The sequence below is a fragment of the Amycolatopsis sp. MtRt-6 genome, assembly GCF_017308975.1.
Lineage (GTDB): Bacteria > Actinomycetota > Actinomycetes > Mycobacteriales > Pseudonocardiaceae > Amycolatopsis.
The window spans coordinates 30631-56133 of the sequence record NZ_JADWPD010000043.1; the positions used below are offsets into that span (position 1 = coordinate 30631).

Below are 25503 nucleotides of genomic sequence, written 5' to 3' on the forward strand. Positions count from 1 at the left end.
AAGACACAAGTCGGAGATAGATTGGACATATGAACGTAACACGGGAGCGGGCAGCGGCTGTCCTGGCGGGCAACTGGCTCGGCGCGTCGACCGTGCCCTCACGGTCGCTCTACCCGCACCAGTGGAGCTGGGACTCCGCGTTCATCGCCTTCGGCCTGCGCCACCTGTCCCCCGCGCACGCCCGGCGCGAGCTGCGCACACTGTTCGCCGCGCAGTGGACCGACGGCCGCGTCCCGCACATCGTCTTCGACCCGGACACCCCGCCCGAGGCCTACTTCCCGGGGCCGTCCTTCTGGCAGGCCGGCCGGACGTCGGGCCTGGTCCAGCCGCCGGTCCACGCCCGCGCCGCGCTCGCCGCGCACGAGGCCGAGCCGGATCCCGGGTTCCTCGCGGCGCTGTACCCGAAGCTGGTGGCCTGGCACGACTACTTGCGGACGCGGCGTGATGCGGGCGGCCGCGGGCTGGTGGCGATCGTGCACCCGTGGGAGTCCGGCATGGACAACAGCCCGGCCTGGGACGAGCCCCTGTCCCGCGTCCCGCTCGCCACCGGGTTCGTCCGCCGCGACCTCCAGCACGGCGACGCCGCCGACCGGCCCAGCGACGACGACTACGGCCGGTACGTCCGGCTCGCCGCCGCCTACCGCGACAGCGGGTACGCCGACCCCGGCGACTTCGTCGTGGAAGACCCCGGCTTCAACGCCCTCCTGGCCGACGCCGAACTGGCACTGGCCGAGATCGCCGAGGAGCTCGGCCTGCCGTCCGGCGAGCACCGCGAAGCCGCGGCCCGCCTCGAGAAGGCCATGCAGGAAACGCTCTGGGACAACGGCTTCTTCTTCGCCCGCGACGTCCGCACCGGCGCGCTGATCCACGAGCACACGTGCGCGGGCCTGCTGCCGCTGGTGCTGCCGGACCTGGCGGTCGCACCCGCCTTGCTGGCGGCCGCGACCGGCCCGCGCTTCCGGCTCGGCCGGGTGCACGGCGTCCCGAGCTACGACCTCACCGCGCCAGGCTTCGACCCGGGCCGCTACTGGCGCGGGCCGTCGTGGTTCAACGTCGGCTGGCTCGTCCGGCAGGGCCTGCTCCGCCACGGCGAGCACGCGCTCGCCGCGCGCCTGCGCGACGACCTCGTCGAGACGGCCGCGCAGACCGGCTTCGCCGAGTACGTCGACCCACTGACCGGGGCCGGCCACGGCACCCGCTCGTTCAGCTGGACCGCGGCACTGACCGTGGACCTGCTGGCCGAGCGGCACTGAGGAACGGGCCGCCCAGCCGCGTTCGGGGGCGGCTGGGCGGTCCGCTCAGCGCGCCGCGGTCGCGTAGTCCGAACCGAGCCAGGTCTCGTCGATCCGCAACCGCTTGTAGCGCGAACTGTCGCTCGACGCGGCGTACGTGCTCGTGACCTGGAGCCGCACGTACCGGGCCGTCACCGCGGCGAGGTCGACGAACTGGACGCCACGGTGGCTCGGCAGCGTCCCGGACTTCACCGCGCTGCCCCAGTTCTTGCCGTCAGCCGACACGAAGACGTGGTACGCCTTGATCCGCGCCGATTGCTCGGTGTCCGACCGGGCGTAGCTCACGGAGTCCTCGCGCTGGTTGATCCCGAGGTACTGCACCTTCTTCGCCGCGCCGAGGTCGTAGTCGAGGTTGACCGGCAGGGTCTTGTTGTTGTCGAAGTAGGTGAGGTAGCTGCCGTCGCTCGCGGACTGTCCACTGTGGCCACTGGCCGACGCGCTCGCCTCGATCGTCACGGTCTTCGGGTCGTGGGTGCCGGTGCGACCCGCCGTCTCGACCTCGAACACCGTGTCGTAGGTGTCCCAGCCGGACAGCCCGGTGAGCGTCAGGCTGCCGCCGCCCTGGCCGAAGGCGATCGCCGCGCCGGTGCGGAGGTTCGTGACGCGGCGGACGCGGTAGCCGTTGTCACGGATCTTCAGCGTGCTGCCCGACGGCCTGGTCAGGACGTGCACGTACTGCGTGTCCCCCTTGATGGTGATGACGCCGTGGGCGCCGTCGTTCCAGAAGCCCGGCTGCATGCCGCCGTACAGGTACCCAGCGCCTTCGGTGCCGCCGAGGGACTCCCAGATCCGGTCGAGGTAAGTGTCCGCGAAGTTGTTGAACGCCTCCTGGTTCGCCGGGAACCTGCCGTTCACCATCGCCGTCTCGGCCATCAGGGACTTGATCGACGAGCCCGAGTTCGTGACGAGCCGGCCGACGTTGAGCATCTTGTTCACCGCCGGGTTCGAGCCGCCGTACCACCACGAACCCGTGTCGGGCAGCTTGAAGCACGCCTCGGTGAGCCGCGGCATCGCCGTGTACGTCGCCTGCGGGTAGTCGTACGACGGCGTCATGCCGGTCTTCTGCTCGTTGCTGATCGTGTCCATGATCGGCGTGTCTTCGTTGTTGTTGCTCAGCAGGTAGTCCGGGCGCTGCTGGTAGATCTGCCGGTAGAGGTCGTGCGATTCCCAGTACGCGTTGTCGTTGTCGATCCAGAAGCCGCCGAGGTCGGGGTAGTTCTTCATGACCTCGAAGAAGTTGTCGTAGCTGAACTGGCCGAAACCGTTCTGGCTGTCGAGATCGACATCCTTGCCCTTGTACTTCGAGTAGCCGGCGGAGTCGAGCCACTCGTGGCCGCCTTCGTCGTGCCACTGGGCGTCGTTGGTCATGTAGAGGATGACCTTGAGGCCGCGGGCTTTCGCGGCGGCCACCAGCTCGCCGAGGAAGTCCCGCCGGGTGGTGCAGCTGCCGGGGATCTTCGACGGCCAGGCCCGCGCGTAGCCGAGCCGGCTGTGGAAGGACGCGAGCACGAGGTAGGACGCGTGCAGCTTCTCGGCTTCGGTGACCCAGTAGGCGGGACTCCACCCGCCGTCGGTGACCGCCTTTTCCCAGGCGCTGCAACTGGTGTAGCCCGGCGAGGTGCGCATGCCCCAGTGCAGGAACAGCCCGGCCTGGCTGTCGCGCAGCCACTGCTGCGACGGCTTCTGCAGATCGGCCGAAGCCGGTGCGGCGATGAGCCCGGACACCGCCAGCGCCGTCGCGCCCGCGACGAGCAGCCGGCGGAGGAACCTGTCTGCCATGAGCCACCTCCAGTGGTCTGGTCCACTCGGTGGTGTACTCCTGACAGCGCGGCACGGTCAAGGCTGAGATCCGACCTTTTCGCGAAGTCTCGCTGGCCGGTACATCGTCACTACGGCCGTTCGGGTTAAATATCTGATATATGACGCGAGAGATCCGATCTCTCTTGACTCCGCGTCGGACGGGCGAGTAGATGTTCTCCCCGAGAGCGCTTTCGCTCGCCAGACCATCGCTCCGGCGACACGGGCTCCCGCGCCGCGCCCCCAGAGCTGGTCGGGATGCCGACGGACGGCGGATCGGCATCCCGGCCACCCATCCACCGCGTCGCGGGGCCAGGCACGAAAGGGACGACGATGTCCGAACATCCCCTTCGCCCGACCCGGCGCGCGGTCCTGGCCGGGACACTCGGCGCCGTGGGCGCGCTCGCCGCGGCGGGCCCCCTCGCGCGGGCGGCGGACCGGCTGCCCCCGATCGGCGGCGCGGCCCCGCCACCGGACTGGTCCCGCGCGGTGATCGACTCGACGATGCGGCGGTACACACCCGACAAGATCGGCGGCTGGGGCTACACCCTCGGGCTGTACCTCTACGGGCAGTACCTGTTCTACCAGCGCACCGGCGAGAAGAAGTACCTCGACTACATCGTGGCGTGGTACGACCGGTTCATCACCGACAGCGGCATCTCCAACAGCTTCACCAACCTCGACTCTATGCGTTCGTGCCAGCTGCTGCCGCTGCTGTACGCGGAAACGGGCCGCCGGAAGTACAAGACGGCGGCCGACCAGCTGCGCAAGCGGTTCCCGGCCTACCCCCGCACGTCCGACGGCGGCATGTTCCACGCCACGAGCAAGACCGGCCAGCTGTGGGGCGACGGCGTCTACATGGCCCAGCCGTTCCTCGCGCTGTACGGCGCGGCGTTCGGCGACGCGGACTACTGCTTCGAAGAGGCGGCGAAGAACATCGTCGTGTACTTCGGCCACCTGCGCGAACCGGCGAAGGGCCTGCTGTACCACGCCTACGACGAGGACGGCTCCGAGTCGTGGGCGTCCGGCTCCGGACGTCACTCGAAGTACCACTGGGCGCGCGCGATCGGCTGGTTCGGCATGGCCACCATCGACATCCTCGAAGTGCTGCCGGCGAACCACCCGCGGCGGGCCGCGCTGATCGACGTCGTGCGCTTCCTGGCGGCGGGTTACCAGCGCTACCAGGACGCGGCGACGGGCCGCTGGTACCAGGTGGTCGACCGCGGCGGCGACGCGAAGAACTGGCTGGAGACGTCGGCGTCGTCGATGTACACGTTCACGCTGGCCCGCGGCGTCCAGCGAGGCTACCTGCCGACGTCGTACCAGGCGGTGGCGGACCGCGGCTACGCCGGCGTGCTGCGCAAGGTGTCGCTCGGCCCGGACGGCCTGACGAACATCACGGACATCGGCGAAGGCACCAACGTCGGCGACCTGTCGTACTACTACGCCCGGGCCCGCAGGACCAACGACTTCCACGGCCTCGGGGCGTTCCTGATCATGAACGAGCAGTACTCCCACTGACCCTGCTGACGCCGCAGAAGGGGCCCCGGCTTCCGAGCCGGGGCCCCTTCGTCCGTGCGGAAAGGGGCATCACGCGTGATCAGGCGGGCATCTCGCGTGATTGAGGGGGCATCACACGTGATTGGCGGGGCATCGGGCTGATGCCCCTGCAATCACACGTGATGCCCCTTGGCACACGTGTGAAGCCCCTTTCCGCACGCGGGAACGTCAGCAGGTGGGGGTGGAACCTGTGGTGTTCATCCGCAGGGTGGAGCCGGACGTGGTGGCCGAGTCCTTGACGCAGTAGCCCGTCACCGACTGGAAGCCGATGTCGAACGGGCTCTTCGTGCCCTTCTCCGCCGTGAAGTGGTCGAACGTGATGTCCGAGCTGTTGTTGACGATGCTCGCCGGGCGGCCGTCGTCCTTGGCGAACTCCACCGAACTGTCCACGAACCGGACGCCGGCCGCGTAGCGCACGTACCAGCCGTACGACGGGCGGGTGCCGATGCTCTTCGGGTTGTAGTCCGTCGCCGTGTTGCTCGGCACGCCCGTGCCCATCGTTCCGCTCCCGCCCGGCACCGAAAGCCGCACGCCGGTGAACGTGACGTCGGAGACGCGGTGGCCGCTGTCCGCACCCCAGATCGTCGGGCTGAAGTTGCTGCCCGTGTGCGTTCCGGTGATGTTGTCGAACGTGATTCCGCTGATCGAGCCGACGCCCGGGTTGTTCCCGCACCGCTTGCGCGTGCCGATCTTCATCATGACCGGCGAATACGTGCCGGACATCGTGATGTCGCGATAGTGGACGTCGGAAATCTTCGCGCCGTCCATCGAGACGATGCCGATGCCGGATTTGTGCGCGCCGGTGATCGTGATGCCCGAGAAGCGGTAGCCGCTGAAGTCGCCGCACGTCTCGGAGCCGAACATCAGCGCGTTGCAGCAGACCGCCGACAGTTTCGCGCCCGTCACCGTCACGTTCCCGTTCGGCAGTTTCGCGCCGAGCGCGTAGTCGCTCTTGAACGCCAGCGCGTCGTCGTTCGCGGCGATCGACGCGTTCGTGATCGTGACGTTCGTGGTGCTGATGATGTTCCAGCCGTCGCGGTCGCTCGCCGTGTCGATGGTCAGGCGGTCGGACACGACGTTCGCGCAGCCGTTGATCAGCGCCGCGAAGTGGCCGCCGCGACGGAGCTTGATGCCGGACAGCGTCAGGCCGTCACACCGGGTGAGGGACAGGATCTTGTCGGCCTCGCCGGACTTCGGGTTGCCGGTGATGAGGTGGCCGCCGCCGTCGATCGTGCCCGCGCCGGTGAAGCCGATGTTCGTGAGCTTGTCGCCGAAGAACATCGCGTTGTGGAAGTGGCTGTGGCCGTAGTCCTGGTAGTCGTCCCAGGGGTTCGGCTCGGGCTTGTCGTAGGTGTCCGCGCCCGATCCGGTGACCGTCGCGCCGGCGTCGAGCTGGATCGTGACGTTGCTCTTGAGGTGGACGGTGTTCGCCGACTTGTACGTGCCGGCGGTGAACCGGACGGTGCCGCCGCCCGCCGCGTTCGCCGCGGTGATCGCCCGGTCGATGGCGGCGGAGTCGTTGGCCGAGCCATCTCCCTTGGCGCCATAGTCCCTGACGTCGTGCACGCCGCCGGGCGCTGCGACGGAAACGCCGGCGCCGGTCACCACCAGCCCCGTCACCGCGCAGATGATCAGCAAGAGTTTCTTCACCGTGGCACCGCCTTGTCATGGAATCGGAATTCGGCATGACGGCGGAACAGCCAGATTACGAGTGACACCAACGGAATGTCAAGATCGCGCGAGCCGGGGACCCGCGCCACCCCCAGTCGGGCGCGGGTCCCCGTGATCGGTGGTTCGGTCCATTCAGGATTCTGGGGAGTCTACCTTCGCCGGACCCGGGTGCCCCGTGCGTTTTTCATGGTCAACAATGTGAATCCGGCATGATCGGCGAGTCAGGCGAACCCTACGCCGGACGACAGCAGCGTGAACGCCCGTTCGGCCGTCACCCGCGCCTGGAGGAGCCGCTCCCGCGCGGGCACGCCGCCGGCGATCGCGGCCATGTTCGCCGTCGCCAGCGCCCGCCGGACCGCCGTGATCTGCGCCGCGGCCAGGCCCGCGTCCGGGTCCGGGACGCCGGCCTCGGCGAGCGCCGCGGCCAGTGCCGCCTCGCCCGCCCCGGTGAACTCCGCCAGCCGCGCGACCAGCGCCGGCGTGCCGGTGACCAGCCGGAACACCGCGACGACCGCGGGGAGGTCGCACAGCCCGGTCACCGGCTCCCGCGCCTCGAGCCCCCGCAGGAAGGCCTCCCGCAGCGCGGCGAGCGGGCCCTGGCCCGGCCGGCGGGCGCGGACGACGTCCGCCGCGTCGGTCTCGTGGTCGGCGAACCGGTGCAGCACCAGGTCCTCCTTGGTCGGGAAGTAGGCGAAGAGCGTCCGCTTGGACACCTCCGCCACCCGTGCCACCTCGGCGACCCCGACGGCGTCGAACCCGCGCTCGAGGAAGAGCCCGATCGCCGCCGCCGAGATCGCCGCCCGCGTGCGGAGCTTCTTGCGCTCCCGCAGGCCCGGTTCGTCAGTCACGTCACGCAGCGTAGCTTCAGACCTGCTGGAGGCCGGGCCTGCCCGCTTGCACCACGTAGCTGCGGTCGGCCCTGATCACCACCGACGCCGGGTCGTAGACGCTGGTGTCCGACGTCGTCATGAAGTCCGCCCGCGTCTGCGCCGGCGTGGTCGTGACGCGGACGTAGCCGCGCTCGCCCTTGCAGTACTTGATGTGCGGGTTGTTCGCGTACCAGGTCGAGCTGGGCGCCGAGGCGTTGTCGCTGTTGCTCGTCACCGACGTCGTGACCAGCTCCGAGCCGATGACCGGAGAGCTGTGGTTGAAGTAGTCCAGCCGCAGGTCCGCGGCCCAGTGCCGGTGGACGTCGCCGGTGAGCACGACCGGGTTGGCGACCTTGCGGTCGACCCAGCCCTGCTGGATCCGGTTCCGGGAGGCCTCGTAGCCCTGCCAGGAGTCGGGGCTCTCGCAGGTGGCCTTGTTGCCGTCGGCGTCACGCGTGGCGAAGAAGACCTGCTGACCGAGGAAGTCCCAGGTGGTGGGGTGCGACTCGAACTGCTTGAGCAGCCACGCCTCCTCCGTGCTGCCCAGGATGCTGCGCGAGGTGCTGCGCATGTCGGCGCAGGCGGGCCCGGCGTCGCCGGAGGGGTCGGCCACCTGGGCGCTGCGGTACTGGCGCGTGTCGAGCATGTGGAAGCGGGCCAGGTTGCCCCAGACGAACTGCCGGTACAGCTGGATCGACGCGCCGTTCGGCTTGGCCGTCGACCGGATCGGGGTGTTCTCGTAGAAGGCCTGGAACCCGTTGGCCTTGCGCGTGGCCGACGCCGGGGTGGTGGTGCCGTTCCAGTTGTTCATGACCTCGTGGTCGTCGAACACGACGATCCAGGGCGCGATCGCGTGCGCGGCCTGCAGGTCGGCGTCGGTCTTGTGCTGGGCGTGGCGGGCGCGGTACTGCGCCAGCGTGGTGACGTCCTCGGTGAAGGACAGGCTGCGCGGGTTGCGCTCCTGCGCGGCACGGCCCGACTTCTTCTCGTAGATGTAGTCGCCGAGGAACAGCACCAGGTCCGGGTCGTCGGCCACGATGCCCTTGTACGCGTGGTAGTAGCCCTCCTCCCAGTGCTGGCAGGAGCTGAAGCAGTACTTGAGCTGGTTGACCGCGGCACCGGCGGCGGGCGCGGTGCGCGTCCGGCCGACCGGCGAGATGTAGCCGGAGCTCTTGAACCGGTAGAAGTACTCGCGTGCCGGCTGGAGCCCGGTCGGTTCGATGTGGACACTGTGCCCGGACGCGCTGACGGCGTTCACCGAGCCGCGCTGCACGACCGAGCTGAACGCCTCGTCGTTCGCGATCTCCCAGTCGACCGCGTACGTGGCGTCCGGCATGCCGCCGAAGCCGTCCGGGTTGAGCGGCGAGGGGGCGAGTCTCGTCCACAGCACCACGCTGTCGGGAAGCGGATCGCCGGAGGCGATGCCGAGTTGGAACGGATCGCGGATGGGCGGAGCGGCGGCCGTGGTGCGGGCGTTCGCCCACGACGGCAGCGCCGCCGAAGCCGCGGTGGCGGTGACCGCGGCGAGCCCGCCGAGCAGCACCTTGCGCCGGTTGACCTGACCCATGGGAAAGCCCTTTCTCGTGGTGGACGGGCCTCAGGCCGCGTAGTCGGTGATGCCGTCGCTGCAGGACAGCAGGTCGGGCTTGGCGGTCGTGTAGTTGGCGACGCACACCTTGTAGAAGAGCCAGGTGCCGCGCGGGACCGAGACGGCCTTGTCGACCTTCGTGCCCTCGCCGCCGGAGTTCCAGACGTAGAACGGCCCGGCGCCACCCTTGAGCCAGTAGGCGACCACGGCGGAGTAGCCGTCGGCTTTCATGTCGTAGACCAGGAAGTGGGAGTCGGACGCGCGGTACTGCGCCTCGCCCGCGCAGGCGTCGGCGCACTGGCCGCTGCCCGTGCCGACGCCGCAGTCCGGCGCGATTCGCGTGTCGGAGTTGGTGAAGACGTAGGTGTCCGAGATGTACCCGCCGAGCGCGGGCACGTAGTCCCACAACGTGCTCGTGCCGTAGGTGCCGGTCACCGACGTGCCGGTGATCTGGCAGTCGATGGTGACGGTGGCGCCGTTGGCGACGGTCTTGACGGCCGTGGCACTCGCGGTGGGTGCGCGGCGGACGTTGAGGGGGTCACCCGCGGTCTTGACGGTCCCGCTCGCCGCCGCCGACGCTTCGATCGCGCCGCCGGTGAGGAGCGCGCCGACCGCGGCCAGTACCAGGCCGGAACCGGCGATACGCCGGAATATCGAACGCTTCATGCCGGCAGCGTCGCTTTCGGGCATACACGTTCCGTACAAAACGCGCACGTGTGCGCTCAGACACTCCGAATGGATCTATCCCCTGCGCCGGACGGGTCCTAGAGTCCGGGACATGGGGGAACTCATCGGGCAGGTTGAGACCACCTCGCTTACCATCCGCGTCCTCGGTCCGCTGGAGGTCACCGCCGCCGGGCAGGTGATCGCCCTCGGCGGCCCGAAGCCCCGGCTGCTGCTGGCCGCCCTGGCCCTGCAGCCGAACGTCGTCGTCTCGACCGACGTGCTGGTGGAAGTGCTGTGGCCGGAATCGGCGCCGCGGTCGGCCGCGGCGAACATCCGCACGTACGTGCATTCGCTGCGAAGACGGTTCGCGGAGATCCACCCCGACCTGGGCGAGCGGATCAGCAGCCGGGCTTCCGGCTACCTGCTGACCGCGTCGCCGGACGAACTCGACCACCTCGCCTTCGCCGCCCTCGCCGGCGAAGCGCAGGAAGCGCTCGACGGCGGCGAAGCCGAGAGCGCCCTCAAACTTCTCGACAAGGCCGACGCCCTCTGGCGCGGCGAAGTCCTCGAAGGCCTGCCGCACGACCACAGCTGGGGCGCGACCGTCGCCCGGCTCGCCGAGCTGCGGCTGTCGGTGCAGGAGCAGCGCCTCCGGGCCCGGATCGGCCTCGGCCGCTCCGGCGAGGCCATCGCCGAGCTGCGCGGGCTCGTCACCGAGCACCCGCTGCGCGAAGAACTCTGGGCCCAGCTGATCGTCGCGCTGCGCGCCGCGGGCCGGACCGGCGACGCGATCGAGGCGTACGAGTCGGCCGAGCGGGTCCTGCGCGAGGAGCTCGACGCCGAACCGGGGGCCCGGCTGCGCGAGCTGCGCGCGACCCTCGTGCCGGAAAGCGCCGCCCCCGGGCGCCCCGCCGACGTCGCCCCGGTCTGCCAGCTCCCCCTCGACCTGCCGGACTTCACCGGCCGCGACGCGCTGATCCACGACGTCGTCACCCTGCTGCGGGAGCGCGCGGACTCCGGCACGCCCGCGGTGATCGTGCTGTCGGGCGCGCCCGGCGTCGGCAAGTCCGCGGTCGCCGTCCGGGTCGCGCACGCGGTCCGCGACGAGTTCCCCGACGGTCAGCTGCACGTCGACCTGGCCGGCACGTCGTCGTCACCGCGGGCGCCGATGAGCGTGCTCGCCGAGCTCCTGCGCACGCTGGGCATCCCGGACGCCGGTCTCCCCCGCGAGCTGGCCGAGCGGTCGGCGCTGCTGCGGTCGCGGCTGGCCGGCCGGCGGATGTGCGTCGTGCTCGACGACGCCGGCAGCGAGGCCCAGGTGCGCCCGCTGCTGCCCGGCGCCGGCGCCTGCGCGGTGCTGGTGACCAGCCGGATCCGGCTGCCCGGGCTCGACGGCGCGAAGCCGGTGGACGTCGACCTGCTGCCGGAGGCCGAGGCCGCGCGGCTGCTGCAGGGCATCGTCGGCGCCGAGCGGGTGGCCGCCGAGCCGGAGAGCGCCGCGGCGATCCTGCGCCAGTGCGGGCACCTGCCCCTGGCGATCCGGGTGGCCGGCGCGAAGCTGACGCACCGGCCGGGCTGGACGCTGCGGCTGCTGGCCGACCGGCTGGGCGACGAGCGCCGCCGGCTCGACGAGCTGCGCGTCGGCGACCTCGCCGTCCGGGCGAGCGTGACGCTGTCCTACGACCTGCTGCCGATGTCGGCGGCCACCGCGTTCCGCGGGCTGGGGCTGCTCGGGCCGGTCCAGTTCCCGGCGTGGGCGGTCGCGGCCGTGCTGGGCCGCCGCGAGGCCGAGGACGTGCTGGACGTACTGGTCGACGGCCACCTCGTCGAGCTCGTCGGCTCGGATTCGGCGGGCCAGCCGCGCTACCGGCTGCACGACCTGCTGCGCGTGTACGCGGTGGAGCTCGCCGAGCGCAGTGACGCGGCCAAGACCCGCGCCGGCCTGCGGCGGGTGCTGGAGGGCTACCTGGGGCTCGCGCTCGAGGCGGCGCGCCGGATGCCGCTGCACTTCTTCGGGATGTACTGCGACGACGAGCTGCCGCGTCCGGCGGTGCCCGACGGCGTGCTGCCCGAGGACCCGGCCGAGTGGTTCGCGGCCGAGCGGCGCACGACGGTGGCGGCGGTTTCGCTGGCCGCCCAGCACGGCTTCGACGACCTGGCCTGGCAACTGGCTTCGGCGCTGACGCCGTACTTCGACCTGCGCGGGCCGCAGGACGACTGGCACAGCACGCACCTGATCGCCCTGGTGTCGGCCCGCCGGACGGGCTCGGCGCGTGCCGAGGCGATCGTCCAGCGCAACCTCGGCCAGTACCTGCTCTACCAGGACGAGTACGCCGGGGCCCGGGTGGCGTTCGAGGAGTCGAAGAAGCTGTTCGACGCGGTCGGGGACGTCCAGGGCGTCGCCGTCGCGTTGACCGGGCTCTCGACGATCCTGCGCATCGAGGGTGAGGACGACCTGGCCCTCGACCACTGCCACGAGGCGCTGAAGCTGTTCGCGGAGGCCGGCGACCCGAACGGCGAAGCGGTGGCCCGCCTGAGCGCGGGCGCGGTCTGGATGTCCCGAGGGTGTTACGCGGCGGCGAAGCGCTGGATCACCGACGCGCTGGAGCTGACGGCGGCGATCGGCGACCGCCACCGCGAGGCCCACGCGTTGAAGCGGCTGGGCCTGCTGTTCCAGCACCAGGGCAACCTGGCGGCGGCCCGCGAGCACGTCGACCGGGCGATCGCGATCTTCACCGACCTCGGTGACGACCACTGCGTGGGGTACGCGAACCAGAACCTCGGTGAGCTGTGCCTGCACAGCGGGGACTTCGCGCACGCGCAGCTGTTGCTGGTGAACTCGCTGGCGGTGCACCGCCGCAACGGCGACCGGCGGTCGGAGGCGGAGGTCTCGCAGCTGCTCGGGGAGCTGCACCGGGCACTGTCGCAGCCGGAGCGGTCGCGGGACTACTCGGAGCGGGCGCTGGCGATCTGGCGCGAGCTGTCGACGCGGCCGCAGGAGCCGCCGGTGGTCGTGGCGGAACGGCCGCACATCGCGTCTGCCTGAGCCGGACCGTGCCTCCGGTGAACTCCCGGCGTGGCCGGGCCGCGGGGCTGTGGCCGATCGGGAGACACCTCGTCGTGGTGGTCCTGATCGGGCTCGGCGTGTTCGCGGCCGCGACCGTGCTCCTGTGGCTGGCGCTGGGACTGCCGTCCGCACCGGGCCCGGACACCCGGCTGAACGTCATCAAGATCGCCCTGTCGGTCGTGGCGGGTGTCGGCGGGGTGGTCGCGCTCGTCGTCGCCTACCGGAAGCAGCGCATCGGCGAGGCGGCCGAAGCACGCGAGCACGTCAAGGTCCTGAACGAGCGCTTCGCCACCGCGTGCGCCCAGATCGGCCACGAGAAGCCGGCCGTCCGGCTCGCCGGGGTGTACGCCATCGCGAGCCTCGCCGACGAGTGGACCGAGCAGCGCCAGGTGTGCATCGACGTGCTGTGCGCGTACCTGCGGATGCCGTACGAGCCCACACTGGATTCGCCGTGGTACCACGACGAGGAAACCGAAGTGCGCTTCTCGATCACGTCCGTGATCAGCGACCACCTCCGCCCGGGCGCGCCGGTCAGCTGGCAGGGCCACGAGTTCAACTTCCTGCGGGCCGTCCTCCGTTCCGCGGATTTCGCGGACATCGAGGTGAGCGGCGGCCGGCTCCTGTTCAGCCTGGCCCGGTTCCGCCGCGGTTGGGTTTCGTTCGACGGAATGCGCGTCAGCGGCGGCGAAGTCTGGTTCGGCGGCGCGGAGTTCGCCGACGGCACCCGGGTGACGTTCGACAACGCCGAGTTCGGCGGCGGCCGCGTCCAGTTCGAGGGCGCCGCCTTCACCGGTGGTGAAGTGACCTTCCGCGGGGCCAAGTTCACCGGCGGCGAAGTCGACCTCTCCCAGGTCGGTCCCGGCGACTACACCACGCCTCCGGTGTTCGATCCGTGGGAGACCCCGCCACCGGGACTTCTGCTGCCCGGCGCCTGACGCACAATCCGCTTGTACGGATCATGTACGCCGCCCCGTCAGTCTTTCGCCACCTTCGAACGAACAGGTGCGAGAGGAGAACCGGGGATGATCCGGAACATGAAGGCCGGCCGCGTGACAGCGGCGGTCCTGGCCGCCGGGGCGGTGACGGCGCTGGCCGGAGCCCCCGCGCAGGCCGCCACCGCGCCCGCCGGCGCCCACTGGTCCGCCGATCTGTCCATTGTGGATGGCGACGACGTCAACGTCACCGGTGCGGGCGGTACGCTCACCCTGGCCGACGCCGCGTGGCACAGAACCGCCCGGGTGTTCGCCGGCAGCGAGGGCACCCTCGTCACCGCCGGGCACAAGCTGGGCTCGCCGGCCAACCGCGTCAGCGCGGAACTGACCGCCGACACCCCCAAGGGCACTTCGATCGACGTCGACGTCCGCGGCCGGACCGGCGCGCACGACTGGACCGAGTGGACGCCCGCCGGCACCACGCTGAAGAGCTCCGTGAGCGAGGTGCAGGTGCGGATCAGCCTGCACAGCACCACCGACGGTGTGCGGCCCGCGGTCAAGAACGTCGCGCTCAGCGCCGACAGCGCGCCGCAGGCCAACGCCGTGACCGCCGGGACCGAGCTGACCTACAAGGTCTACGGCACGCGCGAAGGCCTGACCGGCCGGACCACCGCCAACGGCCACGTGATCACCGCCCGGGACCACTTCGTCGCGCTGCCCTCGGGCAAGTCGCTGTCCCCCAAGGGCACCGGCAACTACTCCGTGCGCGTCTGCCGCACCGACGGCAGCAAGTGCGAGTACGCGCCGGTGTGGGACGTCGGCCCGTGGAACGAGCAGGACGACTACTGGAACCCGGCTTCGGTGCGGACCAAGTTCAAGGACCTGCCGCAGGGCCAGCCCGAGGCGTACGCCGCCTACTACAACGGCTACAACGGCGGCAAGAGCGGCCTCGGCTACAAGGTCGCGAACCCGGCCGGCATCGACCTCGCCGACGGCGTCTTCTGGGACGGGCTCGGCATGTCCGACAACGGCAACGTGAACGTCACCTACCTGTGGACCGGCTCCGGCCCGACCGGTGTCGTCAGCACGGCGGGCGACCCGATGAACGTCCGGGCGAGCGCCAGCACCTCGGCCGCCGTCAAGGGCCTCGCGGCGAACTACGCCAAGGTGAACATCGAGTGCTACGTCGAGGGTGACACCGTCACCGGCAAGTTCGGCACGAGCAACATCTGGGACCGGATCGGCCCCGGGCACTACGTGTCGGACACCTACCTGCAGACGGGTTCCGACCAGCCGGTCGCCCCGCACTGCTGAAAATCGTCGCGTGGTTGACTGCCCTCACCCGCGACAATAGCGAAGGCCCGGTGTCCCCCGCCGGGCCTTCGCCCATTTCCGCGGCGCTCCGCTCAGCGGCACACTTTTCACAACCGTGAACCCACTTCCGCCGGGTGTACAACAACCCGCCGATTGTGCGAAAATTCCGGGCACTCTTCCGACCCCGGAATCACGGAACGGCGGACACTGTGAGCGTTTCCCGGAGAACCCTGCTGACCAGCGCGGCCGGTGCCGCGGTGGCGGTGGGCACCAGTACTTCCCCGGCCACCGCGGCCACTCCCGAAAATGTCGATGCGGCTTCGGCCACCCGGACGCTCCGCCAAGCGGCCGATTACGCGGTGGCCAAGCTCCGCGCGGTGGCTCCCGGCGTGACCGCGTTTCCGGTCGGCACGAAGTTCGAGAAATGGACCTATTCGCAGAACGGCGACTGGGTCGGCGGATTCTGGCCCGGCCAGCTGTGGCTGGCCTGGCTGCACAGCGGCGAGGAACAATTCAAGGCCCTCGCGCTGGCTTCGGCCGAAAAACTCGCGCCGCGCCGGGACGACACGACCACGCACGACCTCGGCTTCCTCTTCTACCCCTCGTGGGTCACCGCCTGGCGGCTCACCGGCGACGAGAAGTGGCGGGCGGGCGCGGTGCAGGCCGCGTCGTCGCTGATCAAGCGCTACAACCCGGCGGGCCGGTTCATCCGCGCCTGGGGAGCGCTGTCCGACCCGAACAACGCCGGCCGCGTCATCATGGACACGATGATGAACCTCGACCTGCTCGCGTTCGCCAGCGCGCAGACGCAGGACCCGAAGTACCTCGAGATCGCCGTCGCGCACGCGAAGACGGCGCAGCGGAACTTCCTGCGACCCGACGGGTCGTCGCCGCACGTGTTCGACTTCGACCCGGTGACGGGCGCGCCGATCGGGCCGAACACCGTCCAGGGCTACAGCCCCGCGTCGTGCTGGTCGCGCGGGCAGGCCTGGGGCCTCTACGGGTTCACGACGATGCACCGGCGCACCGGCGACGCGGAGTTCCTGACCACCGCCCGGCGGCTCGCGGACTTCGCGCTGTCGCGGCTGACGCCCGACAACGTGCCGGTCTGGGACTACCTGGCCCCGCAGGCACCCCACGACATCAAGGACGCGTCCGCGGGCGTGATCATGGCGTGCGGCCTGCTCGACCTGGCGGAGCTGACGCACCGCCCGCACTACCGGGACAGCGCGCTGCGGATCCTCACCGCGGTCTCCCGGACGTGCCTGACGACGAACTCCGCCCGCGCCGAGGCGAGCGTGGCCCGCTGCACCCGGCACCGGCCGGCCGAGGACGGCATCGAGGTGTCGCTGCCCTACGCCGACTACTACCTGCTGGAAGCGATCCTGCGGGTGCTCGACCGGCCCAAGGCCGACCGCGCGATCGACCTTTCGAGCGTCTAGCGCCGTCCGGTTCGGTGCGCGCGCACCTCGGCGTGGCCGAGCGCCGTGCCGAGCACCCACCCCAAGCGCCCCAATGTGGCCTTGGTTGCGTTGAACGCACCCAATGTGGCCTTCGGTGCGTTCAACGCACCGAAGGCCACATTGGGGCGCTAGCCTGTCACCACTCTCCGTAACCAACCGCGGCCGACCAGGGCATCCACCTCCGGCACCCCTCGCAGCAGAACTCACTTCCGTAACCCTTTGCGCACATCCCGTTGACCACAGTTACCCGGGGCCCTACGTTCGCCCTTGGTCTTCACCGTGCGCAGACCGATCGAAAGTCCTGAGGAATGGGTGGGAATGCGAGGGCCGACGAAGACCTTCCGGCTGGTCGCGGCGTTGCCGCTGGTGGCGGCGCTCGCGCTCGGAGGCTGCTCGGACCAGCTGGGCAGCACGCCCGCGCCGGCGCCGACCCGGATCGAGTTCGTGCCCAAGGTGCGCGGCATCCCCTACTTCGACGCGATGCACAACGGCGGGCTCGAAGCGGCGAAACAGCTAGGCGTCGCGTGGCACACGACCGGACCGCTGACCGTCGACCCGGCCGCGCAGGTGACGATCATGCGCGACCTCATCGCGAAGAAGGTCGACGTCATCGTGGTGGCGCCGAACGACCCGGCCGCGCTCGCCGGCGTGATCGCCGAGGCGCGGGCCACGGGCATCCACGTGCTCACCTCGGACACCGACGCGCCGGGCACGCAGCGCGAGGTGTTCGTCAACCAGGCCAGCGCGCAGGGCATCGGCACCGCGCTCGTCGACGCGCTGATGGCGAAGACCGGCGGCACCGGCCAGTACGCGATCGTCTCCTGTGGCCCGGCCGCGGCGAACCTCAACGCGTGGATCGCGGTCCAGAAGGAGTACGCGGCCGCGCGCTACCCGAAGGCCGAGCTCGTCGAGACCGTGTACGCGGGTGAAGACGAGGAAACCGCGACCGCCCTCGCCAAGCAGCTCATGGCCCGCCACCCCGGCCTGACCGGCCTGATCGGCGAGTGCACGACGTCCGCGCCCGGCGTCGCCAAGGCCGTCGGCGACGAGCAGAAGATCGGCCGGGTGTTCACCGTCGGCGTCGGGACGCCGCAGGCCATCAAGCCGTTCCTGCTCGACGGCTCCTGCTCGCAGTCGGTGCTGTGGAACGTCGAGTCGCTCGGCTACCTGACCGCGTGGACGGCGAAGCAGGTCGCCGACGGCAAGCCGCTGCAGGCCGTCAACAAGGTGAGCCTGGAGCTGCCGTCGGTGAAGTACGACGCGGCCACGAAGACCGTCCTGCTGGGCGACCCCCTGCTCATCACCGCCGACAACGTCGACCAGTTCAAGTACTGACGCTCACCGGTGCCGTCGCCGGTGAGCGACCGCCGCGCCCCCGCCGAGCACGAGCAGCAGCGCCGCGAGTCCCCAGCGGCGTTTCTCCTCGGTCCGCCGTCCGGCGTCCTGGGCCACCGGCTCGGGCTCCTTCTCCGGACGCGCGCGCGGCGTCGTCGGCGGCGGAGCGGGCGGGGCCGAGGTGGGCGGCGTCGGCGTGACCACCGGCGCAGGCGTGGGCCGGGGTGCCGGGGACGGCGGCACGACGACGGGCTGCTGCTCCACCGGCGGTGGCGGCGGGGACGGCTCCGGTGCCGGGGGAGCCGGCGGCTGTTCGGTCCGGGGCGGTGGGGGCGGCTGGGGCGGCGACGACTGGCCAGGCGGCGTCGACGGCGGGGGCGAAGACTGGCCCGGCGGCGTCCAGGGCGGGGGCGAAGACTGGCCCGGCGGCGTCCAGGGCGGGGGCGAAGACTGGCCCGGCGGCGTCCAGGGCGGCGGCGACAGCGACGGCGGCTCGGTGACGCACCCGGCCGCGTCGCCGCTCGCCAGGGCCGGCCCGCTCACGACTTCGGCGGCCTGGCCCGAACCGTCGCGCGGCAGGCGGTAGGTGACACTGCGCCGCCCTTCGCGGTTGGCGGTGGCGTAGATCGTGCCGGGGGCGAGCACCACCGACCCGTACGCGCCGCCCTCGGGGAACCGCAACCCGGGCACCACCGCGACCTCGCCGCTCGACGGGTCGAGCGTGACCACCGAACCGGCGCCGCGCGAGGTCGCCGAGACGCCGTAGAGGAGCCCGTCCGCCGGGTCGAAGGCGAAGTCGTCGACGCCGACGGCGAGCGACACCGGCCGCAGCGCCGTCCGGTGCACCACCCGCCCGTAGTCCCGGCTCGCCCGCTCGATGTCCACTGTGTACAGATCGCTGCCCTGGCGCACGTACCAGCGGTCGCCGTCGACCGCGCCCGCGGTGGCGCCGGTGGCCGGGCTCCACACCGGACTCCGCGGCCCCGCCCGGCCGAGCACGCCCAGGTCGGTGACCGTGCCGCCGGCGTCGATCCGCACCGCGTGCGCGCCGTGGTACCGGCCGGTGCGAGTGCCGTCGGCGACGCCGTAGACCACGTCCTGCGCGGCGGAGTAACCCAGCGCGTTGAGCCGGTACCCGGCCCGGGTCACCCGCTGGGTGACGCCGCCGGGCAGCGTCAGCAGCCGCAACGTCGTCGGCGCGCCTTCGCGTTCGTTCTCCGCCTGCAGGACCGTGCAGCCGCCGGGCTCCCGCGCCTCCGCGAGGCCGCCCGTCACCGCCGGCAGCGCCGAAACCGCCACGGCCGCACCGGCCACCGCCGCCCAGCGGAGCCGCGTGCCGGTCAAGCCAGCCTGGCCAGCGCCGCGGTGAACGCCTCGGGCGGCACGCTGACCCCGCCGCTGAACGGGTTCTGCAGCTGGTGGATCGCGAACAGCAGCAACGTGATCGTGCCGGCCAGCGTGGACACGATGATGACGTGCGCGGCCGGCCGGGTGCCGCCGAAGAGGTTGGGCAGCAGCAGCGCGGTGATCAGGCTGCCGAGGATCAGCGCGAACCAGACGACCGCGCCGACCCCGCCCGCGCCGGAGTGGCCGAGCCGCTGCTGCCGGGCCTGGTAGACCGACCAGAGCTGGTCGCTCGCCTCGGTCTTGCGGTCCAGCTGCCAGTCGTTCTCGGTCGGCGCCTCCGCCACCGCCCGGCGCATCTGGTCCAGCTGCGTCGCGCCCGTCGTGGGCACCTCGCCGCCGTCGGCCAGACGTGGCCACTCCTGTTCCTCGACCGTGCGCGCGTAGGCCGCCGCGAGGCGGTGGACGCGGTCCCGTGCCGGCTCCGGCAACGCGTCGGCCGCCCAGCTGGCCGCGACCAGGCTGTCGGCCTCGGTCTGCGCGGTCTGGCTCACCGTGCCCACCTCGTCGTACAGCGAGATGAGCACGAACGCGACCAGGACCGCGTGCAGCCCGCCGACGATGGTGAACACCTGGCCGGCCGCGTCGTTGTTGCCGGGCCTGCCCTCGTCCTCCCGGCCCGCCCGGCGGACGAGGTAGGCGATCACGCCGCCGGCGCAGGCCGCCCCGGCCACCCAGAGACTGCCGGCCACGAAGATGTTCATCCGGGTCCTTTCGCCCGCGAAGCGCGGGAAGCCTGCCCGGCGCATTCCACGACCGGGACCGCTCAAGTTAGCCATCCATTTCCGGTCGGACAACCGAAACTGCGGAATTCATCCGAGTGGCCGCAAAAGGTCACGACAATCGCCGGTTCGGCGCAGTTTTCCCGGGTCGCGACCGGCGCGCTCACACCCCACGGCAACCACGGACGACGCCGCCGAGCAGGGAATCTCACGACCGGGTGACGCCCGGAAACAGGCCGTGACCACCCGCTTCGGTCGTCACCGGAAAATGATCAAGCGCCGCCCCTGGCGATTAACCCGGTGACCCGATCGTGGCATTGTGTGGCGAGGTCCGGTTGCTATGTTGATTTCGCGGCGCCGGCGAAACAGCGCGCATATCAGGCAAAAATCAGATCATGACCGGCGTGTCCGCTGGGGCGGGCGCGTGCCGAACGCGAATGATTGGGTGGTTCTCGCTGTGACTGTCACCGACCCGGTGGATTCCGTAGACGCGGGTGAGCAGGCGCCGTCGAGCCTGAGTCGGGCGGCGGCCCGGACGCTGGCGACGACGACGAAGTCGGTTCCGCAGATGCAGGGCATCTCCTCGCGGTGGCTGCTGAAGGTGCTGCCGTGGGTCGAGGTCTCCGGTGGCGCGTACCGGGTCAACCGCCGGCTTTCCTACGCCGTCGGCGACGGCCGGGTCACCTTCAGCACCACCGGCGCCGAGGTCAGGGTCATCCCGCCCGAGCTGGGCGAGCTCGCCCCGCTGCGCGGCTTCGACGACGAAGAGGTCCTCGCCGAGCTGGCCGGCCGGTTCACCCAGCACGAGTACGAGCCCGGCGACGCGCTGGTGGAGTTCGGCTCCCAGGCCGACCAGGTGTTCCTCCTCGCCCACGGCAAGATCACGAAGATCGGCACCGGCGCCTACGGCGACCAGGTCGTGCTGGGCACCCTGGCCGACGGCGACCACTTCGGGGAGACCGCGCTGGTCAGCGGGGACGGGATCTGGGAGTTCACCGCCAAGGCCGTCACCGCCTGCACCGTGCTGACCCTGCCGCGCAGCGCGTTCGAAGACGTTCTCTCCCGCTCCGAAGCCCTCCAGGCCCACCTCGACGGCTACCTGGCTCTCGGCGCCGCGGCCCGCAACGACCACGGCGAAGCCGAGATCTCCCTCGCCTCCGGCCACGACGGCGAGCCGGTCCTGCCCGGCACCTTCGTCGACTACGAAGCCCGCCCCCGTGAGTACGAGCTCTCCGTCGCCCAGACCGTGCTGCGCGTCCACTCGCGGGTGGCCGACCTCTACAACCAGCCGATGAACCAGATCGAGCAGCAGCTGCGGCTCACCGTGGAAGCCCTGCGGGAACGCCAGGAGCACGAGCTGGTCAACAACACCGACTTCGGGCTGCTGCACAACGCCGACTTCGCCCAGCGCATCCCGACCCGCACCGGCCCGCCGACCCCGGACGACTTCGACGAGCTGCTCACCCTCGTCTGGAAGGACCCGGGCTTCTTCCTCGCCCACCCCAAGACCATCGCCGCGTTCGGCCGCGAATGCACCAAGGCCGGCGTCTACCCCGGCAGCGTCGACCTCGGCGGCCACCAGGTCCCCGCCTGGCGGGGCGTGCCGATCCTGCCCTGCAACAAGATCCCCGTCACCGAAACGCGGACCAGCTCCGTCCTGCTCATGCGCACCGGCGAAGAAGCACAGGGCGTGGTCGGCCTGCACCAGACCGGGCTGCCCGACGAGTACCAGCCGGGGCTCAACGTGCGGTTCATGGGCATCAGCGAGCAGGCCATCATCTCCTACCTCGTCTCCGCCTACTACTCGGCCGCGGTGCTCGTGCCCGACGCGCTGGCGGTGCTGGAAAGCGCCGAGCTCGGCCGGGAGGGGTGATGCCCGAGCCGGTCACCCCGCCCCGCAAGCCGGACGTCGAACCGCCGCGGCCCGGGACCGGCCTGCCCGCGTCGGCCTTCGGGCCGACCGGGCTCGGCACGGCCGCCGCGCGGATCGTCCCGCGTAGCGGCGGCACCCGCCCGCCCGCAGCACCCGAACCCGATCGGCGCGTGAAACCGTGACAGTCACCGAAGAAACGACGTCGCTGCAGCTGTCGCTGAGCGTCACCGCGGCCCGGACGCTGACCACGACGACGAAGTCGCTGCCGCAGATGCGCGGCATCACCACCCGCTGGCTGCTCTCGCAGCTGCCCTGGGTCGACGTCCCGGCCGGCAGCTACCGGGTCAACCGGCGCCTGACCTACACGGTGGGCGACGGCAAGGTCAGCTTCTACAACACCGGCGCGCGCGTGCAGGTGGTGCCCGCCGAGCTGACCGAACTGGCCCTGCTCCGCGGGTTCGGCGACGAAGAGGCGTTGCGCGCGCTCGCCGACGCCTTCGAACAACGCGAATACGAGCCGGGGGCGACGCTGTTTTCCGCCGGCGCGCCGCAGGACATGGTCGTGCTCGTCGCCCACGGCAAGGTCACGCGGCACGGCACCGGCGAGTACGGCGACGAGGTCCACCTCGGCACCGCGACCGACGGCGACCACTTCGGCGAGGAGCTCCTCGGCCGCGACCCGGGCACCTGGGCGTTCACCGCGCGCGCGGCGACCCGCGTCATCGCGCTGGTGCTGCCCGCCGCGGCGTACGCCCGGCTGAACGGCCGTTCCGAAGCCCTCCGCACGCACGTCGCGGAAGCACTCGCCCGGCCACGGAAACCCCAGAACGCCAAGGGCGAAGCCGCGATCGACCTGTCCGCCGGCCACGACGGCGAACCCGTCCTGCCCGGCACCTACGTCGACTACGACCCTTCGCCGCGTGAATACGACCTCGCCGTCGCGCAGACGGTGCTGCGGGTGCACAACCGCGTCGCCGACCTCTACAACCAGCCGATGAACCAGCTCGAGCAGCAGCTGCGGCTGACGGTGGAAGCCCTGCGGGAGCGGCAGGAGCACGACCTGATCAACAACACCGACTTCGGGTTGCTGCACAACGCCGACCTCAAGCAGCGGCTCACCACCCGCACCGGCCCGCCGACCCCGCTGGACATGGACGACCTGCTCTGCCGCCGCCGCAAGACCCGGTTCTTCCTCGCGCACCCGCGGGCGATCGCGGCGTTCGGCCGGGCGTGCACCGCCCACCGGGTGTACCCCGGCACGGCCGTCGTGGACGGCAAGCGCGTCACCGCGTGGCGCGGGGTGCCGATCCTGCCGTGCGACAAGATCCCGGTGAGCGCCGCGGGTTCGACGTCGATCCTGGCCCTGCGCACGGGCGAGGACGACGCCGGCGTCATCGGCCTGCGGCCGGCGTCGCTGCCGGACGAGTACCAGCCCGGGCTGAACGTCCGGTTCACCGGCACCGACGAGCGCGCGGTGACCTCGTACCTGGTCAGCGCGTACCACTCCGCGGCCGTTCTGGTGCCGGACGCCCTCGGCGTGCTCGACGACGTCCAGATCGGCCGCTGATGACCACGATGAACACGCGCGCCGCGGCGCGTCCGCTCGCCGACGTCCTCGCGTGGAGCAAGGGCCTCGTCGACCCGGCGCTGCGGGCGGCCGCCAAGCGCCTGCCGGAGGCGACGCGGCGGGTCGCCTCCTACCACTTCGGCTGGCAGGACGCCCACGGGCGCGCGGCCACGGCGGACGGCGGCAAGGCGCTGCGGCCGGCGTTGGTGCTGCTGTGCGCGGAAGCCACGGGCCGGGACAGTGCCGACGCCGTCACCACTGCCGTCGCGGTCGAGCTGGTGCACAACTTTTCGCTGCTGCACGACGACGTCATGGACGGCGACACGACCCGGCGGCACCGCGCGACGGCGTGGACGGTGTTCGGCACCGGGCCGGCGATCCTGGCCGGGGACGCGTTGCTGAGCCTGGCGTTCGAAGTGCTGGCGCCGAGCGGGGCGGCGAACGCGCGGCTGCTGTCGGCGGCGACGCTGGCGTTGCTCGAAGGCCAGGCGGCGGACCTGGACTTCGAGCAACGCGAAGACGTCACCCCCGGCGAGTGCGTGCGCATGGCGGAGGGCAAGACGGCGGCCCTGCTGGGCGCGGCGTGCGCGCTCGGAGCGGGCGGCGACGACCGGTTCGGCGCGTTCGGCCGCGCGGCCGGCCTGGCGTTCCAGCACGTCGACGACCTGCTCGGCATCTGGGGCGACCCGGCCGTCACCGGCAAGCCGGTGTACTCGGACCTGCAGAACCGCAAGAAGTCCCTGCCGGTGGTGACGGCCCTGTGTTCCGGCACGACGGCCGGCGCGGACCTCGCCGCGCTCTACGCCCGGCGCGAACCCCTGGACGAGACCGACCTGGCCCGCGCGGCCGCCCTCGTCGAGGCCGCGGGCGGCCGCCAGTGGAGCCAGGCCCAGGCGGAAGCGTTGCTGGCCAAGGCCCTGCGCGAGCTCACCGCCGCGGCCCCGCCCTCCCGCGCCACCGCCGAACTCGCCGCCCTGGCCCGCCTGATCACCACCCGAACCCACTGAAACGGGGCATCACGCGTGTCTGGAGGGGCATCACGCGTGATTGGGCGGGCATCACGCGTGATTGGCGGGGCATCACCGTGATGCCCCTCTGATCACGCTTGATGCCTCCTCAATCACACGTGATGCCCGTGGGATCACGGGTGATGCCTCTTACCGGCCGGGGCGGGTGAGGCCGGACTTGTCGGCTCCGAGGCTCAGGATGGTCTTGTCCGTGTTGCGGAGGGCCTTGGTGACCGCGGCGGACGGCGGGGATGTCGACAAGTCGATCAGGCGGATCGGGGCTTCCAGCCGGACCAGGGTCGGGACGTACTCGGCCTTGTCGACCTTCCAGCGGTCGCCGTCGCGGACGAAGCGGAAGCGGGCCGCCGCGCCTTCTTCCGTGTCACCCTTGGGTTCCGAATGGCGGGCGACGCTGTTGCCGAGCCCGTAGGCCACCCACTTGTCGCCGATCTTCTCGAACGGCTGGACCACGTGGGCGTGGTGGCCGACGATCAGGTCGACGTCGTCCGACGCCAGGATCCGCTTGGCCTGCGACCGCTGCTCGGCCGTCGGGTCGTGCCGGTACTCCACACCCCAGTGCAGGCTCGCGATCACGACCTGCGCGCCGGCTTCGCGGGCCTTGCGCGCCTCCGCCAGCACCTCGTCGACGTCGATCTGGTTGGCCAGCCACGGTTTCCCGGCCGGCACCTTGATGCCGTTGAACCCGAAGCTGTACGACACCTGGGCGACCTTGACGCCGTGGACGTCCATGACCAGCGGCTTCGCGGCCTCGGCGGCCGACCGGGCCGAGCCGGTGTGCTTGACGCCGATGGCGTCGAGCTTGTCCAGCGTGCGGGTGACGCCGTCGGCGCCCTGGTCGATGGTGTGGTTGGACGACGTCGAGCAGGTGTCGTAGCCGGTGTCCTTGAGCGCGTCGGCGATCTCCGGCGGCGCACTGAACGACGGGTAGCCGCTGTACGGCCCGCCTTCCGGCGCCAGCGGCGTCTCGAGGTGGCAGATCCCGAGGTCGGCGCCGGAGATCAGCGGCTTGATCCCGGCCAGCAGCGGCCGGTAGTCGATCTTCCCGCCGCCGTCGGCCTCGGCCTGCTCGGTCAGCGCCGGGTGGATCAGGACGTCACCGGTGGCGATGACGCTGAACGAGCCCTCGGGGGCGGCGGCACTCGAGGTGCCCGCCTCGGGAAAGGGCGTCGGCGCCGGCCCCTGCTGCTGCGGCGGGCTGCTGCAAGCGGCCACCAGGACGGCGACTCCGGCGAGCGCGGCGACGCGGTGCTTCGTCATCGGTACCCCTAACGAGTGATCCGGCCATCCTGCCAGCCCGGAGAATCGGACAGCCACGCCGTCCGGGCCCGCGATGAAACTTCCACCACAGTCGACAA

Annotated in this window: 19 protein-coding genes; 11 read left to right on the forward strand and 8 right to left on the reverse strand. The window is 71.3% G+C overall.

What is annotated here, in order from left to right; translation table 11 throughout:
• Nucleotides 1-29: 29 nt before the first annotated feature.
• Nucleotides 30-1253 (forward strand): trehalase family glycosidase, encoded by a 1224-nt coding sequence (locus I4Q55_RS44295; RefSeq protein WP_206796793.1) that lies wholly within the window; start codon nt 30-32, stop codon nt 1251-1253.
• Nucleotides 1254-1298: 45 nt separating this feature from the next.
• Here the strand turns inward: I4Q55_RS44295 and I4Q55_RS44300 are convergent, their stop codons facing one another.
• The gene (locus I4Q55_RS44300) at nt 1299-3071 is read right to left on the reverse strand and encodes an alpha-L-fucosidase (RefSeq protein WP_206796795.1); all 1773 of its coding nucleotides are present in this window, start codon (nt 3069-3071) and stop codon (nt 1299-1301) included.
• Nucleotides 3072-3422: 351 nt separating this feature from the next.
• Between I4Q55_RS44300 and I4Q55_RS44305 the strand changes: the two genes are divergently transcribed.
• Nucleotides 3423-4610 carry a glycoside hydrolase family 105 protein gene (locus I4Q55_RS44305; protein WP_206796797.1) on the forward strand — a complete coding sequence of 396 codons (1188 nt, stop codon included), beginning with the start codon at nt 3423-3425 and terminating at the stop codon, nt 4608-4610.
• Between the two features lie 207 nt (nt 4611-4817).
• On the opposite strand, the gene I4Q55_RS44310 is transcribed toward I4Q55_RS44305, so the two are convergent.
• The 4 genes from I4Q55_RS44310 to I4Q55_RS44325 all read right to left on the reverse strand — a co-directional run bounded on the left by I4Q55_RS44310 (nt 4818) and on the right by I4Q55_RS44325 (nt 9443).
• A complete protein-coding gene (locus tag I4Q55_RS44310) occupies nt 4818-6299 on the reverse strand; it encodes a glycoside hydrolase family 28 protein (protein WP_206796799.1) in 1482 nt (493 codons plus the stop codon).
• A 242-nt stretch (nt 6300-6541) separates the two neighbouring features.
• Complete coding sequence (locus tag I4Q55_RS44315) at nt 6542-7168, reverse strand: TetR/AcrR family transcriptional regulator (RefSeq protein WP_206796801.1); 627 nt, start codon at nt 7166-7168, stop codon at nt 6542-6544.
• Between the two features lie 16 nt (nt 7169-7184).
• Nucleotides 7185-8756: an alkaline phosphatase gene (locus I4Q55_RS44320; protein WP_206796802.1), complete on the reverse strand. Its 1572-nt coding sequence runs from the start codon at nt 8754-8756 to the stop codon at nt 7185-7187.
• 30 nt (nt 8757-8786) lie between these two features.
• Nucleotides 8787-9443, reverse strand: coding sequence for a hypothetical protein (locus I4Q55_RS44325; protein WP_206796803.1), 657 nt, complete (start codon nt 9441-9443; stop codon nt 8787-8789).
• Nucleotides 9444-9555: 112 nt separating this feature from the next.
• Here I4Q55_RS44325 and I4Q55_RS44330 point away from each other — a divergent pair, with 112 nt between their 5' ends.
• The 5 genes from I4Q55_RS44330 (at nt 9556) to I4Q55_RS44350 (ending at nt 17554) form a co-directional block, all read left to right on the forward strand.
• A complete protein-coding gene (locus I4Q55_RS44330) occupies nt 9556-12489 on the forward strand; it encodes a BTAD domain-containing putative transcriptional regulator (RefSeq protein WP_206796804.1) in 2934 nt (977 codons plus the stop codon).
• Nucleotides 12490-12506: 17 nt separating this feature from the next.
• Nucleotides 12507-13445, forward strand: a complete 939-nt coding sequence (locus I4Q55_RS44335; protein WP_206796805.1) for a pentapeptide repeat-containing protein — start codon at nt 12507-12509, stop codon at nt 13443-13445.
• An 87-nt stretch (nt 13446-13532) separates the two neighbouring features.
• A complete protein-coding gene (locus I4Q55_RS44340) occupies nt 13533-14756 on the forward strand; it encodes a hypothetical protein (protein WP_206796806.1) in 1224 nt (407 codons plus the stop codon).
• A gap of 209 nt (nt 14757-14965) precedes the next feature.
• The gene (locus tag I4Q55_RS44345) at nt 14966-16198 is read left to right on the forward strand and encodes a glycoside hydrolase family 88 protein (RefSeq protein ID WP_206796807.1); all 1233 of its coding nucleotides are present in this window, start codon (nt 14966-14968) and stop codon (nt 16196-16198) included.
• A 339-nt stretch (nt 16199-16537) separates the two neighbouring features.
• Entirely contained in the window at nt 16538-17554 is a 1017-nt protein-coding gene (locus tag I4Q55_RS44350) for an autoinducer 2 ABC transporter substrate-binding protein (RefSeq protein ID WP_206796808.1), read from the forward strand.
• Nucleotides 17555-17557: 3 nt separating this feature from the next.
• Here I4Q55_RS44350 and I4Q55_RS44355 read toward each other — a convergent pair whose 3' ends face one another.
• The gene (locus I4Q55_RS44355; protein WP_206796809.1) at nt 17558-18898 is read right to left on the reverse strand and encodes a hypothetical protein; all 1341 of its coding nucleotides are present in this window, start codon (nt 18896-18898) and stop codon (nt 17558-17560) included.
• Complete coding sequence (locus I4Q55_RS44360) at nt 18895-19662, reverse strand: DUF4239 domain-containing protein (RefSeq protein ID WP_206796810.1); 768 nt, start codon at nt 19660-19662, stop codon at nt 18895-18897. The genes I4Q55_RS44355 and I4Q55_RS44360 overlap by 4 nt, the downstream gene beginning before the upstream one ends.
• 475 nt (nt 19663-20137) lie before the next feature.
• Between I4Q55_RS44360 and I4Q55_RS44365 the strand changes: the two genes are divergently transcribed.
• From I4Q55_RS44365 to I4Q55_RS44380, 4 genes are read left to right on the forward strand one after another with little or no spacing between them, the layout of a single operon-like run.
• The gene (locus I4Q55_RS44365; protein ID WP_206796811.1) at nt 20138-21553 is read left to right on the forward strand and encodes a family 2B encapsulin nanocompartment shell protein; all 1416 of its coding nucleotides are present in this window, start codon (nt 20138-20140) and stop codon (nt 21551-21553) included.
• Complete coding sequence (locus I4Q55_RS44370; protein ID WP_206796813.1) at nt 21553-21735, forward strand: hypothetical protein; 183 nt, start codon at nt 21553-21555, stop codon at nt 21733-21735. The genes I4Q55_RS44365 and I4Q55_RS44370 overlap by 1 nt, the downstream gene beginning before the upstream one ends.
• Entirely contained in the window at nt 21732-23120 is a 1389-nt protein-coding gene (locus tag I4Q55_RS44375; RefSeq protein WP_206796814.1) for a family 2B encapsulin nanocompartment shell protein, read from the forward strand. The genes I4Q55_RS44370 and I4Q55_RS44375 overlap by 4 nt, the downstream gene beginning before the upstream one ends.
• Complete coding sequence (locus tag I4Q55_RS44380) at nt 23120-24127, forward strand: polyprenyl synthetase family protein (RefSeq protein WP_206796815.1); 1008 nt, start codon at nt 23120-23122, stop codon at nt 24125-24127. The genes I4Q55_RS44375 and I4Q55_RS44380 overlap by 1 nt, the downstream gene beginning before the upstream one ends.
• A 150-nt stretch (nt 24128-24277) precedes the next feature.
• Here I4Q55_RS44380 and I4Q55_RS44385 read toward each other — a convergent pair whose 3' ends face one another.
• The gene (locus tag I4Q55_RS44385; RefSeq protein ID WP_206796816.1) at nt 24278-25405 is read right to left on the reverse strand and encodes a CapA family protein; all 1128 of its coding nucleotides are present in this window, start codon (nt 25403-25405) and stop codon (nt 24278-24280) included.
• Nucleotides 25406-25503: the final 98 nt, after the last annotated feature.